The following is a 14,898-nucleotide window of genomic DNA, read 5'->3' as shown; positions in this document are numbered from 1 at the left end:
GTCATCAAGATTGCCCATCAGTATCTTCTTCCTCGGAGTAAAACTCCGCAGTCGGCTCCACCACCACAGTGCGTACCCGCATACGACCACGACGGTCACGCGAGCCCTCGGCGGTAAACTTCAGTCCTGCATATTCTACGTACGAACCGGGCAGTGGCACACGTCCAAGCTCATATGCCAACAGACCGGAGACCGTATCCACCTCATCGGTGACCTCGTCATCGAAGACGAGTTGGCGCCCGTGGGCTTCGTCGTAAAGCTCTATGAGCTCGCCCAAGCTGAGGCGCGCCTGGACGCGGTAGGAGGCATCCCCCAGTGGTTCGATGGGGGCCTGCTCGGCCTCGTCGTATTCGTCGGCGATCTCACCGACAATCTCCTCGAGGATGTCCTCAATAGAGATAAGACCGGCGACCGATCCATATTCGTCGATGAGAATGGCGATGTGATTGCGGGTGCGCTGCATTTCATCGAGCAGATCATCCAGTGGCTTGGAGTCGGGAACAAAAACGCAGTCGCGCATGACCTCGGAGACGCGAACACCGCGGCCACCATCAGTACGCGAGTACGTCTGCTGGACAATGTCCTTCAAGTAAATGACGCCGACGATGTCCTCAACGCTCTCGCCAATCACCGGCAGTCGCGAGTGACCCGACTTCACGCATAGGGCCACTGCCTGACCGCAGTGCTTATCCGCCTCAATCCACACCATCTCTGGGCGCGGAACCATAACAACGCGTGCCGACGTTTCCGCGAGATCAAACACAGACTGAATCATGCGGCGCTCATCGTGCTCCACAATGCCGCGCTCCTGGGCGATATCGACCATCTCGCGCAACTCGACTTCGGTGGCGAACGGGCCATCGCGGAAGCCACCACCAGGGGTGATGATGTTGCCGAACCAAATCAGCAACTTTTCCAGTGGCCCCAACACCTTGGCCATAAAACTCAGGACGACCGCGGTGGCGAGGGAAATCGAGTACGGATTCTTCCGACCCATCGTGCGGGAAAACACCCCGAGGACCAGGAAGGTGAACAGAGCGAGCAACACCACTGCAGCCACAATGGCCCAGCGTTCCGGCTCGAAAAGCTTAAGACAGACCGCCGCAAGCGTCACTGCACCGATTGACTCGCACAGCGTACGCAAGATCACCAGCACATTGACGTGCCGGGCGCGATTTTCTACGACCTTGAGAAGAGCATTAGCACCTGCGACCTCGTCGCGCTGCAGTTCTGCCACGCGTGCACGGGAAATGCCTGCGACCGCAGTTTCGACTGTGTTAAGTCCGCCAGCGCAGATCATCGCCACAACGGCGACAATTATCAAAGTAATCATCGCTCGTTAGAACGCTCCGGGAACGCATTGGGGTTAATTGGTTTTTCGGAAAAGCTCACGCCACGACGATCGATGTCGTCGTACCAATCCGCCAACAGGCCATTCTGCAGGGAGAACATCTGGCGCTCTTCCTCCGCCGTGACATGGTCATAACCCAACAGGTGCAGTACGCCGTGCACGGTGAGCAGAACCAACTCGTGGCTCAGCGGATGACCTGCACGCTCCGCCTGCCCCGCGGCAAACTCCGGGCACAACACAATGTCGCCCAGCATTGCAGGCCCTGGGCTAGCTGCATCTGGTCGGCCAGAGCCAGGAGTGAGCTCATCCATCGGGAAGCTCATCACATCTGTCGGACCCGGCAGATCCAGCCAGCGCACATGGAGGTCTTCGATCGTCTTCAAGTCGACAATGTGAATGCTCAGCTCGGCTGCCGGATGCACGTCCAGGCGGCCCAGCGCATAACGGGCAACGTCGATAAGCGACTCTTCATTGACGCCCTGACCGGACTCGTTGAAAACTTCAATGCTCATGTAATTTCAGCGTCCTTTATCGCTTTGTGGCGGACTGTCGCTTTTGTGGGGACTCGGTGCCCTGCTCAATACCTTCGTTATAGGCATCGTAGTCATCGTAGGCCTCGACAATTGCGGTTACCAGCGGGTTGCGTACCACATCCACAGCCGCCAGCGCCGGAAAAGCGATTCCCGGCACACCGCGCAGCACCTCACGGGCGACAGCTAGACCGGACTTCTGCCCCCGAGGCAGGTCGACCTGGCTGGCGTCACCGGTGATGACCATCTTCGAACCGAAGCCCAGGCGGGTGAGGAACATTTTCATCTGCGCCGGAGTAGTGTTCTGTGCTTCGTCGAGAATGATGAACGCATTGTTCAAGGTACGACCGCGCATGTACGCCAGCGGTGCGACCTCCACTACCCCAGTTTCCATCAGCTTTGGAATCAGCTCTGGCTCAAGCATTTCGCGCATCGCATCGTGCAATGGGCGCAGGTAGGGGTCAATCTTCTCATGCAGAGTACCCGGCAGGAAGCCCAGGTTTTCACCGGCCTCCACTGCGGGGCGAGTCAGAATAATGCGTTCGACCTGCTTATTCTTCAGCGCAGCAACAGCCTTGGCCATGGCCAGGAAGGTCTTGCCCGTACCGGCGGGGCCGATACCGAAAACAACGTTATAGCGGTCGATGGCATCGACGTAGTTCTTTTGTCCCTCAGTCTTGGGACGCACGGTCTTGCCACGATGCGTCACGATGCCGCCACCGAGCACCTCGCTGGCGGACTTCTCCCCGCGATCCACAATGCCCACCGCGTGCCGCACCGACTCCGGGGAGAGCTCGTGCCCACGACGGGCCATTGCCTCTAACTCCTTGAAAGCGCGGACAGCCAACGAAACATCCGCCGGAGCACCCTTGATTGTCACAACTCCGCCGCGGACATGAATATCCGCTGCCAGCAGAGATTCCAGCAGACGTAGGTTCTGATCCGCATGACCGACCACAATCGGCGCGAGATTGTCATCGAGCTCGACGACGGCAGTGGTACGAGCAGTTACTGAATACTTTGTCATTATGCGTCTATCCTACTGACCAGGCGTGGGTGCGCCGCCCCAGCGCTTTGTCAACGGGCCCAGTGCGCAAAGAGCAGCAGCTCCCGCGAGGGCGCTGCGGAGAACTGTCGGGCCGAGTACTACCGAGCTAGCACCTGCGGCGCGGAAGGCCTCGAGTTCCCCAGGACTGACTCCCCCTTCTGGGCCGACGATGAAAAGAACCTTGTCAGCGTTTGCTGCCTGCGCGGCGAAGTCCACGAACGGAGCTGTTTCCTCCTCGTGCAAAACTGCTGCCACACCACCTGCTGACGTGGTTTCCTGGATGAGTTGCTCAATATCAGCGGAGCTATGCAGGTCAGCGACCGGCGGAATCCATGCACGACGAGCCTGCTTGGCTGCCTCGCGCGCAGCCGACTGCCACTTGGCGCGGGCCTTAGTGACCTTCGCGGTACCCTGCCATCGGGCCACACAATTCACGGCCGCCCAGGGGATAATCTCATCGACCCCGGCCTCGGTCATCAAATCGACCGCAAGCTCAGCACGATCCGACTTCGGCAGTGCCTGCACCACAGTGACGTGCGGGCGCGGACGTGGACGTTCCTCGGCGGCAACTACGCGAACGTGGACCTCACGCGGATCTACGTGCATGAGCTGTGCCCGCACCACCTTGTCCGCACCATTGGCAAGAAGAATCTCCGCGGCCTCCTTCAGCCTGCGAACGCTGATGTGCTTTGCCTCCGACCCGAGGATTCGAATGATTTCTTCCGGGCGCGGCAGCTCGGTGAACTCACCGAGGAATACGGGCAAACTCATGTGTGCTTCACACTCACTGGAGGGGGCTTTGGGGATGGCGTGTTCTAACGGCGGCGGAATCGGGAGAAGAAACCGTTGCGCTCACTCGAGTCTGCCACCTTGGCATCATCATCGCGGTGCTCGCGTAGCTTCTCCAGCAGCTCGCGGGACTTGCGGTCCAGCTTCGTCGGCACCGTGACATCGACGTGTGCGACCACGTCGCCGTTGCCCTCGCCGCGCAGATGCGGCATGCCCTTACCCGACAGACGAATCTGCTCTGCCGGCTGGGTGCCCGAATCAACCTTGATGGTCATTGGTTCGCCGAGCAGGTCGTCGACCTCAAACTCGGTACCAAGTGCGGCATCAGCCATGGGCACCTGCACGTTAAAGTGCAGATCATCGCCCTCACGCTCGAATACAGGGTGCGGGTCCATGGCAACTTCCACGTAGAGGTCACCCGCCGGGCCACCGCCCGGACCGACCTCGCCCTGCCCTGCCATGCGAATACGCATGCCATCAGAGATACCTGCCGGAACGTTGACCGTCAGATCACGGCGAGCACGGACGCGGCCATCGCCACCGCAGTTGTTACACGGATCGGGGATGATCTCGCCGGTGCCCTCACAAGTCGGGCACGGCCGCGAGGTCATCACATTGCCCAGGAAGGAACGCTGGACCTGCTGAATCTCGCCAGTGCCATCACAGCTGGTACACATCTTCGGCTTGGATTTGGACTTCGAGCCAGTTCCCTCGCACTGCTCACACAGCACCGCGGTGTCCACCGTGATGGGCTTGCGGACACCGGTGAATGCCTCATCGAGGCCCAGCGAAATACGCAGCAGCGCATCTGCACCTGGCTGTACACGCGAGCGGCGCTGGCGGGTACCGCCGGCACCGCCGAAGAATGCTTCGAAGATATCGCCGACTCCGCCGCCACCGAAACCGCCGAAGCCGCCGCCTGGCATACCGCCCTGCGGATTGAGAGGATCTCCTCCCATATCCACAATCCGGCGCTTTTCAGGATCCAGCAGGACCTCGTTCGCCTCAGAGGCCTCACGGAACTTCTCCGCAGCTTCTTCATCACCCGGATTACGGTCTGGGTGGTACTTGAGCGCCAGCTTTCGGTACGCCTTCTTAATCTCAGCGTCCGTAGCGTCCTTCTCCACTCCGAGGATGCCGTAATAGTCGCGTGCCAACTTTAGCTACTTCCTTTCAATACCCGGCCAACGTACTGTGCAACAGCAGCAACCGAGGAAATTGTTCCCGGATAATCCATAAATGTGGGGCCAACTACGCCCATGCCACCCAAAATTTCGGTGCCGGTGCCATAGCCAGTTGAAACAACTGAGGTAGCGCGCAGCTCCTCGTCCTCGTTTTCCTCACCGATGGAAACGCGAACGTGGTGCAAATCCTGCGCGGCCGACAGCAGTTTCAGCACGACCACCTGTTCTTCGAGAGCTTCAAGAACCATGGGCAACGTAGAAGGTAAGCGACCGGCCATATTACCACGGGTCAAATTCGATGCCCCGGCCAGGATGAGTCTGTCATTCGGCTTTTCAATCAGCGACTCCACCAGCACCGTCGAGCAGCGAATAAGCACATCCCGCAAATCACGCGGGGCGTTAGCCGCAAGATCGGAGATCGCAATCGACGCGTCGGCAAGCGTGTGCCCCGACATTGCGCGGTTGAAATGCTCACGCAAGAGCGGCACGAGATCGGGATCCATCGGTGCTGGCAGCTCAACATTGCGCTGCTCCACGCGCCCGGTGTCAGTGATGACTACCAGCAACAATCGCGCGTCGGCGAGCTGTACGACCTCGCAGTGCCGGACGCGGGAGACCTCCAGCGTCGGCACCTGCACCACTGCGACCTGACGAGTTAGCTGGGCCAGCAGCTGCACACTGCGGCGCAGCACGTCCTCCAGATCGACGCCGCCTTCGAGGAACTCGAGGATAGCTCGGCGCTCGGCCCGGGACAGCGGCTTAATCTGCGAAAGATTGTCCACAAAAAGGCGGTAGCCCTTCTCAGTCGGGATACGCCCGGACGATGCATGTTCCTGCTGGATATAACCTTCAGCCTCCAGCACCGCCATGTCATTTCTAATGGTCGCCGAGGACACACCCAGATTGTGGCGCTCCACCAGAGCCTTCGAGCCGACTGGCTCCTGGGAAGCTACGTAATCCGAGACAATTGCCCGAAGAACTTCCTGCCTGCGCTTATCCGTCTGAGATGACATGCGGATAGTTTAACTAAGGATGTCAACAATTATTGCGTCGGCCAGCAAACGACCGCGATTGGTCAGCTGAATCCGCTGGCCACAATCGACGGAAACAAACTCCACCATGCCCGCTTCCGCTTGCCGACGTGCCTTGCCCAGCTCATCCTCACCGAGCAGATTGGCATCGATACCCTCGGCCAAGCGGAGGCCCAGCATAATCTTCTCAGTGTGCCGATCCTCGGCCGTTAGCCCTTCTGAATCCTTAATCGGCAACTCTCCGCCGGAAATGGTCGCCGCGTAGCGAGCCGGATGCTTGACGTTGTAAAACCTCGTGCCATCCAGATGCGAATGGGCACCGGGGCCCGCACCCCACCAATTTCCATCGCGCCAGTAGAGCATATTGTGACGACATTGGCCGCCCGGTTTCGCCCAGTTGGACACCTCGTACCAGGAGAAACCGGCTTGACTCAGTGCGGCATCGATGCGCTCGTAGCGGTCGGCGAGATCGTCGTCGTCAGGCATCGGCAGCTCACCACGACGGACCTTACGCGCCATCGCAGTACCCGGCTCGACAATCAGCGAGTACGCCGAAACATGATCGACCTCCGTGGCCAGGACCGCCTCCAACGTCGTATCGAGATCCGCCATCGACTCCCCTGGCGTGCCATAGATAACGTCGAGGTTGATGTGCTCAAAACCGGCAGCGCGTGCCTCCGCCACTGCCGCCGCAGGACGCCCCGGCGTGTGCGTACGATCCAGAGTGGCCAGCACATGCGGCACAGCCGACTGCATGCCCAGACTCACCCGGGTAAACCCTGCCTCGGCCAGGCCTTCGAAAAACTCCGGGGAGGTCGACTCGGGATTCGACTCGGTGGTGACCTCAGCGTCGTCAGCAAGCCCAAAGCTGTTGCGCACACCGTCGAGCAGACGACGAAGACCACTCGCCCCCAACATCGACGGCGTACCCCCGCCGACGAATACGGTATCGGCGCCACGCGCTAGTTCGGGGTGCTTTACGACGGCCATCTCGAGCTCAGCCACGATGGCATCGAGGTAGTCTCCCTGCGTTGCGCCACTGCCCAGCTGACCTGGCGTGTACGTGTTGAAATCACAGTAGCCACAACGGGTGGCACAGAATGGGACGTGTAAGTAGACACCGAAGGAATCGGTGTGTGCGGAGGCTTCGCTCACGCATGCTCCTTGGCTCGACGTTGCTTGACGCGGCGGACAATTTCATCGATGCGGGCACGTTCCATCAGGAACTCCGGAGGCCTACGGCCGCGCAGCGCATTGGCAACTGCCGGATGAGTCTCGGGAACAGCAACACACCAAGCGGCGGCAGCGGACAGTGCTCGGCGGCCAGACTGCGCGTAAAGCTGCGGAAGCACCACACTACCGAGCTTCTCCACGCCTCGGATGTTTTCGGCGGAAACCCAGTCGGCGAGTTCCTCCAGGTAAGAAGCCACGGCATCGGAGCGAGCAATCATTGCCTGCGTGACCGTAGGGACTGCAACCGGATGCTTCAAAGGAGCCGGAATGAGCGACAGTGACTGCACATCCGGAGACTTCGGTGCCGGATGCGGGTGTCGACGCGGTGTCGAAGCGGAGGAAAGAGTACCGATGCGCCCCGAGCGAATGCCGGAGGTAAACGCTTGGCGTAGACCATCAAGTTCACCAATCAGAGGGCGGCAGTCCTCAACGGCCTCGTCGACGATGTCAGCGAGCTCGAGAACACATTCGTCCACCAGCTCACGATCTACATCAGCAACCGCCTGAGCGAGGTGCTCGATGTGTTCGGCAACTTCGTCACCAATGTCGTAGAGCTCTTGGGTCACTTCGCGCAGGCGTAGCCGAGCATCGAAGTGGTTAATCATTGCCCGCCCTCCCACGACATCTTCGGTGTCGGTGACATCATTGCAGTTTTCCGCTTCCGAGTACCGACGAACATTGACGAATGCCAACTTTCGAAAACTGAAAACTCCTTAAAAATTTCTAGCGCCCCTCACCTTAATGGGGTGAGGGGCGCTAGCGCGGTAACAACACGCTGCCGTTTTCTATCGACAGCGGGCAGAACGTGAATTAACGCTGGTAGAGAGCCTCAATGTCACGCGAGTAGTTGTCCATGACAATGTTGCGCTTGACCTTCATGGTCGGGGTCAGCTCGCCGCTTTCCTCGGTGAAGTCACTGTCCAGAATATGAAACTTCTTAATAGCCTCTGCGTGAGAAACCAGCTCGTTAGCGGAGTTGACGGCGTCCTGAATCTCGGCGCGCAAAACTGCGCTGGAGGCAGCGAGTTCACGGATCGAGGTGTGCTCGGGGACGGAGTGCTCAATCTTCCACTTCTCCAGTGCCTCCTCATCGAGAGTGACCAACACGGAGACGAACGGACGACCATCGCCGATGACGACTGCCTGGGACACCAGCGGGTGCGCACGCATGCGGTCTTCCATCGGACCCGGCGCGACATTCTTACCACCTGCGGTGACAATGAGGTCCTTCTTGCGGCCGGTGATCTTCAGGTGGCCTTCTTCGGTCAGCTCACCGAGGTCACCAGTCTTAAACCATTCGCCGTCGATGAAGGCTTCCTTGGTTGCCTCTTCGTTCTTCCAGTAGCGGTCGAACACAACCGGACCACGGAGCAGAACTTCGCCGTCATCAGCGATAGCGGCGGAGCAACCACCGACCGGACGACCAACGGTACCAATAATCTGCTCGCTCGGGTTGTTCACGGTGACGGCAGCCGTGGACTCAGTCAGACCGTAGCCTTCGTAGACAGGCACACCGAGACCACGGAAGAAGTGCCCGAGGTCAGAGGACAGAGCCGAACCACCGGAAATGGTGTACTGCACGGCCTCACCCATAGCTGCGCGAATTTTCGAGAACAGCAGGCGATCGTAGAGCTGGCGACGCAGCTTCAAGACACGCGACGGACCTGCCGGAGTATCCAGTGCCTTGGAGTACTCGATGGCGGTGGCCTCAGCACGCTCGAACATGGCCAGGCCGAATGCGCCCTTCTCCTTAGCGGAGGCGTAGGCGGAGTCACGAACCTTCTCGAACACGCGCGGCACACCGAGAATCATGTGCGGACGGGAACGCTGGAACTCCAGGGTGACGGTCTTGGTATCAGCCCAGTGAGACTGGGTAGCACCGGAAATCATCGAAGCCAGGGACACTGCGTGAGCCAACACGTGCGCCAACGGCAGGAAGGTCAGAATGCGGTTCCCCGGACGGGCAATCAGGCCAATCTCGTTGGTGAGGATGGCGCGGGCCTCCGCCAGCCAGTTGCTGTGCAGGAGCACGCAGCCCTTCGGACGACCAGTGGTACCGGAGGTGTAAATCACGGTTGCCAGGTCGTCGGCCTTGGTGTCCTTGATGCGGCGCTCGACCTCGTCGCCGTCAATGTCACGGCCTTCGTAGCTAATGGTGTCAGTAGCGGAAGCGTTAATCTCCAGTACACGACGCAGCTGAGACTCGCCCTCCGGGTTCTCGGTGCCCTTTTCGACCAGCAGAGGCTTCATGCGGTCGGTGTGCTCACGCGACTCGGTAAATGCGAAAACAGCACCGGAGTTTTCAATAATCCAACGAATCTGGCCAGACGAAGAAGAGCCGTAAATCGGGACAACAGCAGCGCCTGCCATCCAGATAGCGGTATTGATCAGGTTCCACTCGTAGCGAGTCTCACTGAGCAGCGCTACGCGGTCGCCCGGCTGAACACCGTTGGCAATTAGCCCCTTAGCGACGCCCTTTGCCTCGTCATAGAACTCCTGAGCAGTGACATTTACCCACTCAAAGTTCTTGGGGCGAGTGAAAAGCACCAGCTTCGGGCGCTTCTGCACCAGCTCCTGCAGCGAGGTAATAATCGTTTCGTCCTCGCCGATGACGTATTTCGCCTCGGTAGTATATTCACGCATCGAGTTACAAACCCCTACTTTCGGTAGTTCTGTCCGTCGTTGGTTTCGTTAGGAATCAACTTAGAACATCAAACCCTGCGCCGTTGTGATTTCAGTAAATATTTCGATAACGAAGTGATTTACCTTACTACTGGCAAAGTTTTTCTAAACTGGCATGATGGAAAGGGTGACACAGGCAGCTTCCAATCCTCCCCTTTCCTCTCCACTCGCCGACCTCGCTAAAGATGTCGGAGTTGGGGTTTCCTACTACTCCACCGAGGGCCAACTCGTGCACGTCTCTCGTGAGACAGTGCTAAAAACTCTCGCTGCTCTCGACATCGATCTGGGCCCAGATCCCAGCGATGCCGACATCAACGACGCCCGTCGTGAGTGGGCAGACACGCAGTGGTCTCGCCTTCTCCCGCCCGTGGTAGTTACCCGCCAGGGCATCTTCCACCGAGTTCTGGTTCACGTACCGCACGGCAGCAATGTCAGCGTGACTGTGAAACTGGAGGACGGCGCAGAATGGCCCTGCGCTCAGGTGCACCACTTGGTACCGCCACGCCAGGTCGGCGATGTGTTGATGGGTGAAGCCGCCTTCGCAATTCCAGAGGATCTGCCACTTGGTTGGCATCGCTTGCGCGCAGTCAACGATGACAACGTCGCTGAGTGCGATGTGGCCGTAACCCCCAACCGTCTCGCCACTGCCGACAAGTACGTGCAGAATCCTGCGCATGGTGTCATGGCACAGCTGTACTCGGTACGCTCCAGCCGCAGCTGGGGTATTGGCGATTTCGCTACCCTCGGCGACTTGGCACAGGTCAGTGCAGAGCACGCGGGCTCTGATTTCGTCCTCATCAATCCGTTGCACGCCGCAGAGCCACTGCCTCCGGTAGAAGACTCGCCGTACCTGCCCACCACGCGCCGCTATGTCAATCCGCTGTACGCGCGCCCAGAGCTTATCGACGAGTTCGGGTACCTGGACAAGGACGAGGCCGATGAAGCCCGTGCGCTAGCGAACTCTTTCCACCAGCTCAATCACAGCCCTGATGAGATTGACCGCAACCCCATCTACGCTGCAAAGCTCAAGGTATTGCGGGCAATTCACAAGATCCCCCTGTCCAGCGCACGCCAGGCGGAATTTGACCGTTGGCTGGAGGCCGAGGGCCGTGGCATATACGACTACGCGTCGTGGTGCACCGAGCGCGAGCTCGCGGATCGCGCTGCTGCCCGCGATGCTGCACGCGCTGCCACTTCCGATTCTGGTGCCGTAACCGAGAACGATATCGAGTTGGTTCCACCGTTGGGTAACCACGCCAGTGTCGAATCTCTGCGGGAGGAAATCTTCCAGTTCCACCTCTGGGTGCAGTGGATTCTCGATCAGCAGCTCGGCCAGGCACAAGAGGCAGCCCTGGATGCGGGTATGCGCATCGGCATCATGGCCGACCTTGCCGTCGGCGTGCACCCTGGCGGCGCGGATGCCGAGAACCTTGCGGATTGGCTCGCTCCTGCTATCTCTGTTGGCGCACCGCCAGACGGTTTTAACCAGCGCGGCCAAGACTGGTCGCAGCCGCCGTGGAACCCGCACAAGCTAGCCGAGGCCGGCTACCGCCCCTGGCGCGACATGCTGCGCACAATCCTTCGCCACGCAGGTGGCATTCGTGTTGACCACGTGCTGGGTATGTTCCGCCTCTGGGTCATGCCGCGGATGGAGTCCCCCGTCAATGGCACCTACCTGTACTTCGACCACGAGGCAATGGTCGGCATTCTCGCACTTGAGGCCGAGCTCGCTGGGGCCGTCGTCGTAGGCGAAGACCTGGGCACTTTCGAGCCGTGGGTGCAGGACTACCTGGCCTCGCGGGGCATCATGGGCACCTCGATCGTGTGGTTTGAATCCGAGGGCGACCAGCCGAAACCACCAAGCGCTTACCGCAGCCTGTGCCTGTCCTCCGTCACCACGCACGATCTGCCGCCGACGGCAGGCTACCTCGCAGGCGAGCACATCAAGCTACGGGAACGCCTGAGACTATTGCTTTCCGACGTCGCGGAGGAAGACCGCCGGGACTTCGAGTGGATTCGAAAGGTTTTGGGTGCGGCCAAGGAAGCCGGCTGCTTTGGTGACACGGCTGCGGCGGACATGGATGTTCATTCCCTTACCCGCGATAATCTGCCACCAATTGACGCACTGGTCACGGGGCTGCACCGCTTCCTCGACCAGACGCCATCCGCGCTGAAGTGTGAGGCCTTGGTGGACATGGTCGGCGATCGTCGTACTCAGAACCAGCCGGGCACGAGCCACGACCAGTACCCGAACTGGTGCATTCCGCTAACCGATGCCGAGGGCAAGGCCGTGCTTGTCGAGGACCTGCCTCGCTTCCCCGGATTCAAGCGTTAATTGGTTCGTGAGCGACTAATCCCTCATTTTTGCTGTTCACCGATCTTTCAGGTTATATGCCCGGCACTAAAACCGAGGCTAAAACTGGAAATCGGTGACTGCACCAGCGATGAGGATGAGAAGAAGCAAAACGATTAGGGCAAGTAGGACCTTCGAGTGCCTCGACCGATGCATGCTAACTCAGCTCCCTACTGCGAAATATTTGCGAACTACCCAACTCTAGCCTGTTGGGCAAATTTCCTAATACTTTAAGACATACCTTAGGGCAGCGATAGCGACCCAACACTTAAAGGGGGCTTCTCCCAGCTCAATTCATCGGGTCTCTCGGTGAGCTATCCGCAAGGCCACTACCTCTTCGGCTAGCTCTCGCTGCCCGCTCCTCGACGCTCCTGCGAACGCTCCCGCCGATGCACCGACCTCTGCCACAGACGTCCGCTGACAACATCGATTGCGCCAACGAGAACGAAAGCAAGAAACCCTCCGACTACCAGGAGAACCACGCATAGCACGCTGACCTGCGCAAGCAGTGGCAATTGGATAAGCCACTGCCCTACTCTGTCGAATGCTTCTGCCATGAGTGTCAACCTACCCTGCCGGTGACCGGAATAACCAGTGGGCGGCGGTCGCGGGGCTCGTCGTAAAGCGTGAAGCTAGGCATCAGTGCCCGACAGCCCGCGGCGTTCGAGGAGCGGCTGGATGTCCTTATCGCGACCTCGGAAGGCACGGTAGGCGGCCATGAAGTCGATGGCGCCACCACGGGAGAGAATCTCCTCGCGGAAGTGGCTGCCGCCGCTGATTGTGGCACCGCCGTTGTCGGTGAACCAACCGAAACCGTCCGCGTCGAGCACCTCTGCCCACAGGTAGGAGTAATAGCCCGCCGAGTAACCGCCGGCGAAGATGTGGTTGAAGTAGCGGGAGCGGTAACGCGGAGCCAGGTGGGGAACGTCGAGGCCGAGTTCAGCGAGTGCTTCCGCTTCGAAGGCATCAACATCAGTGACCTGAGCTGCTTCCTCCTCGGTGAGGCTGTGCCAGGCCAGATCGATGGCGCACGCGGCGAGGTACTCAACCGTGGCGAATCCCTCACCAGCGGTGCGGGCCTTCTTCACAGACTCGACTAGCTCGGCCGGGATCGGCTCACCGGTACGAACGTGGACGGCGTAATTGGCCAGAATGGATGGCTCAAGTGCCCAGTTCTCGTTAATCTGGGAGGGGAATTCCACGAAGTCGCGCGGGACGTTAGTGCCCGAGAAGGTCGGGTACGTGACGTCGGAAAGCAGACCGTGGAGGGCGTGCCCGAACTCGTGGAAAGCAGTGGTGACCTCGTCGAGCGTCAGTAGCACCGGGGTTCCCGGCTCGGTTTCGGCGATGTTCATCACGTTGACCACGACTGGCAGGCGCCCCAGCAGACGGGACTGGTCCCTAAACGAGCTCATCCATGCACCACCGCGCTTAGTCGGGCGCGAGAAGTAGTCCGTAATAATCAGGCCGATGGTCTCGCCTCCGCCCTGGCGTACCTCCCACACGGTCGTGCCCGGCGCGTATCCCTGCAGGTCCTCGCGCTTGACTACCTCGATGCCGTAGAGCTTGCGGGCAGCGTAGAACACGCCGTCTTCGATGACACGGTGCAGCTCGAAGTAGTTCTTGAGTTCCTCCGTGTCGACTGCGAATTCTTCCGCTTTACGACGGCGCTCCCAATACGGCCAGTCAGCGCCCGTGACCGTCTCACCGCCAGCCAGATCAGCGACCCGCTTGTACTCGCCTTCAGCATTGGCAATGGCAGCTGGCGCCAGGTCTGCAATGAGCTTCCGAGCAGCCTCTGCGGTGGTTGCCGTCTCCTTGGCAATGACGTAATCCGCATGCGTGTCGTAGCCGAGCAGCTTGGCACGGCGGGCACGCAGGCGCGCCATTTCCAGCACAATGCCGGAGTTGTCGAACGTGCCGGAGGCAGCACCCGCACGCCCCAGTGAGGCTTCATAGAGCTTGGCGCGAGTAGCCGGATTATCCAGGTCAGCCAGCTGTGCCGGAGTTGACGGTAGGTCCAGCGGAATCAGCCACGGCGCATCGGTGTCGGCCTTTTTCGCGTAGGCGGCGAAGGACGCAATGGCGTCGTCGGAAAGCCCGGCGAGTTCCTCGCGGTCGTAGATCTCCACGGCGCGCGCGACGGTGTCCTTCAGTAGGTTTTCACCGAAAGCCGTGGAGAGCTCAGAGAGACGGGAATTGATGCGGCTGAGCTCGGCTTTGTCCTCGTCGCTGAGGTCCGCACCGGCGCGCTGGAAGTCTTCGCGGACTTTCTTCAGCAGCAGCTTCGCCTCTTCCGGATTGGCGGCATCCTCAACGCTGTCGATGGCATTGATGCGCTGCCACAGGTCACTGCGCATGCGAATCTGATCCAGGTGTGCAGTGAGCTGCGGGGCAATCTCGGCTTCAATTTCCATGCGGACATCGGTGGCGTCCGTGCCGGCAACGTTGAAGAAATAAGCAGCGACGCGGTCCAGATCCTGGCCCGCCTTTTCCATTGCCTCGATGGTATTAACAAAGGTCGGCGCCTCCGACGACGTGGCGATGGCGTCGATCTCGCGTGCATGGCTGCGCATTGCTTCGCTAAAGGCCTCGCGGACGTGGCTGTCATCGATTGCCGCAAAATCTGGCAATTCGCAGAACAATTCTGACGGTGTCAACAGTGGATTTCGTGCATCATTGGTCATAGTGAATTCA

Annotated in this window: 12 protein-coding genes; 1 reads left to right on the top strand and 11 read right to left on the bottom strand. The window is 59.8% G+C overall.

Features of this window, described 5'->3' with window-relative positions; all coding sequences use genetic code 11:
- Nucleotides 1-4: 4 nt before the first annotated feature.
- From HMPREF2878_RS07910 to HMPREF2878_RS07870, 9 genes are all read right to left on the bottom strand, one after another.
- Nucleotides 5-1,333, bottom strand: a complete 1,329-nt coding sequence (locus HMPREF2878_RS07910; protein ID WP_016423115.1) for a hemolysin family protein — start codon at nt 1,331-1,333, stop codon at nt 5-7.
- On the bottom strand, nt 1,330-1,863 hold the full coding sequence (gene ybeY, locus HMPREF2878_RS07905) for an rRNA maturation RNase YbeY (RefSeq protein WP_005511056.1): 534 nt from the start codon (nt 1,861-1,863) through the stop codon (nt 1,330-1,332). The genes HMPREF2878_RS07910 and ybeY overlap by 4 nt, the downstream gene beginning before the upstream one ends.
- A 16-nt stretch (nt 1,864-1,879) precedes the next feature.
- Complete coding sequence (locus HMPREF2878_RS07900) at nt 1,880-2,908, bottom strand: PhoH family protein (protein ID WP_070653234.1); 1,029 nt, start codon at nt 2,906-2,908, stop codon at nt 1,880-1,882.
- 12 nt (nt 2,909-2,920) lie between these two features.
- On the bottom strand, nt 2,921-3,700 hold the full coding sequence (locus HMPREF2878_RS07895; RefSeq protein WP_070653231.1) for a 16S rRNA (uracil(1498)-N(3))-methyltransferase: 780 nt from the start codon (nt 3,698-3,700) through the stop codon (nt 2,921-2,923).
- 44 nt (nt 3,701-3,744) lie between these two features.
- On the bottom strand, nt 3,745-4,875 hold the full coding sequence (dnaJ, locus tag HMPREF2878_RS07890) for a molecular chaperone DnaJ (RefSeq protein WP_049170716.1): 1,131 nt from the start codon (nt 4,873-4,875) through the stop codon (nt 3,745-3,747).
- A 2-nt stretch (nt 4,876-4,877) separates the two neighbouring features.
- Nucleotides 4,878-5,915 (bottom strand): heat-inducible transcriptional repressor HrcA, encoded by a 1,038-nt coding sequence (gene hrcA, locus HMPREF2878_RS07885; RefSeq protein ID WP_016423119.1) that lies wholly within the window; start codon nt 5,913-5,915, stop codon nt 4,878-4,880.
- A gap of 9 nt (nt 5,916-5,924) precedes the next feature.
- A complete protein-coding gene (gene hemW / locus HMPREF2878_RS07880; RefSeq protein ID WP_070653229.1) occupies nt 5,925-7,088 on the bottom strand; it encodes a radical SAM family heme chaperone HemW in 1,164 nt (387 codons plus the stop codon).
- The gene (locus HMPREF2878_RS07875; protein WP_224783736.1) at nt 7,085-7,858 is read right to left on the bottom strand and encodes a hypothetical protein; all 774 of its coding nucleotides are present in this window, start codon (nt 7,856-7,858) and stop codon (nt 7,085-7,087) included. The genes hemW and HMPREF2878_RS07875 overlap by 4 nt, the downstream gene beginning before the upstream one ends.
- A gap of 118 nt (nt 7,859-7,976) precedes the next feature.
- On the bottom strand, nt 7,977-9,809 hold the full coding sequence (locus HMPREF2878_RS07870; RefSeq protein ID WP_016423122.1) for an AMP-dependent synthetase/ligase: 1,833 nt from the start codon (nt 9,807-9,809) through the stop codon (nt 7,977-7,979).
- 154 nt (nt 9,810-9,963) lie between these two features.
- Between HMPREF2878_RS07870 and malQ the strand changes: the two genes are divergently transcribed.
- The gene (gene malQ / locus HMPREF2878_RS07865; protein ID WP_049189616.1) at nt 9,964-12,183 is read left to right on the top strand and encodes a 4-alpha-glucanotransferase; all 2,220 of its coding nucleotides are present in this window, start codon (nt 9,964-9,966) and stop codon (nt 12,181-12,183) included.
- Between the two features lie 359 nt (nt 12,184-12,542).
- Here the strand turns inward: malQ and HMPREF2878_RS07860 are convergent, their stop codons facing one another.
- The gene (locus tag HMPREF2878_RS07860) at nt 12,543-12,758 is read right to left on the bottom strand and encodes a hypothetical protein (RefSeq protein ID WP_042388817.1); all 216 of its coding nucleotides are present in this window, start codon (nt 12,756-12,758) and stop codon (nt 12,543-12,545) included.
- Between the two features lie 75 nt (nt 12,759-12,833).
- A complete protein-coding gene (locus tag HMPREF2878_RS07855) occupies nt 12,834-14,888 on the bottom strand; it encodes a M3 family metallopeptidase (protein WP_016423125.1) in 2,055 nt (684 codons plus the stop codon).
- Nucleotides 14,889-14,898 lie beyond the last annotated feature (10 nt).

The organism is Corynebacterium sp. HMSC065H09 (genome assembly GCF_001812845.1).
GTDB classification, from domain to species: Bacteria; Actinomycetota; Actinomycetes; order Mycobacteriales; family Mycobacteriaceae; genus Corynebacterium; species Corynebacterium jeikeium_D.
Note: the sequence above shows the minus strand (reverse complement) of the source record. Positions and strands in the feature narration are given on the sequence as shown.

Excerpts from the sequence above, each read along its gene's own strand:
- HMPREF2878_RS07910 (WP_016423115.1), bottom strand. The coding sequence starts at position 1,333 with ATGATTACTTTGATAATTGTCGCCGTTGTGGCGATGATCTGCGCTGGC.
- ybeY (WP_005511056.1), bottom strand. The coding sequence starts at position 1,863 with ATGAGCATTGAAGTTTTCAACGAGTCCGGTCAGGGCGTCAATGAAGAG.
- HMPREF2878_RS07900 (WP_070653234.1), bottom strand. The coding sequence starts at position 2,908 with ATGACAAAGTATTCAGTAACTGCTCGTACCACTGCCGTCGTCGAGCTC.
- HMPREF2878_RS07895 (WP_070653231.1), bottom strand. The coding sequence starts at position 3,700 with ATGAGTTTGCCCGTATTCCTCGGTGAGTTCACCGAGCTGCCGCGCCCG.
- hrcA (WP_016423119.1), bottom strand. The coding sequence starts at position 5,915 with ATGTCATCTCAGACGGATAAGCGCAGGCAGGAAGTTCTTCGGGCAATT.
- HMPREF2878_RS07870 (WP_016423122.1), bottom strand. The coding sequence starts at position 9,809 with ATGCGTGAATATACTACCGAGGCGAAATACGTCATCGGCGAGGACGAA.
- malQ (WP_049189616.1), top strand. The coding sequence starts at position 9,964 with ATGATGGAAAGGGTGACACAGGCAGCTTCCAATCCTCCCCTTTCCTCT.
- HMPREF2878_RS07860 (WP_042388817.1), bottom strand. The coding sequence starts at position 12,758 with ATGGCAGAAGCATTCGACAGAGTAGGGCAGTGGCTTATCCAATTGCCA.
- HMPREF2878_RS07855 (WP_016423125.1), bottom strand. The coding sequence starts at position 14,888 with ATGACCAATGATGCACGAAATCCACTGTTGACACCGTCAGAATTGTTC.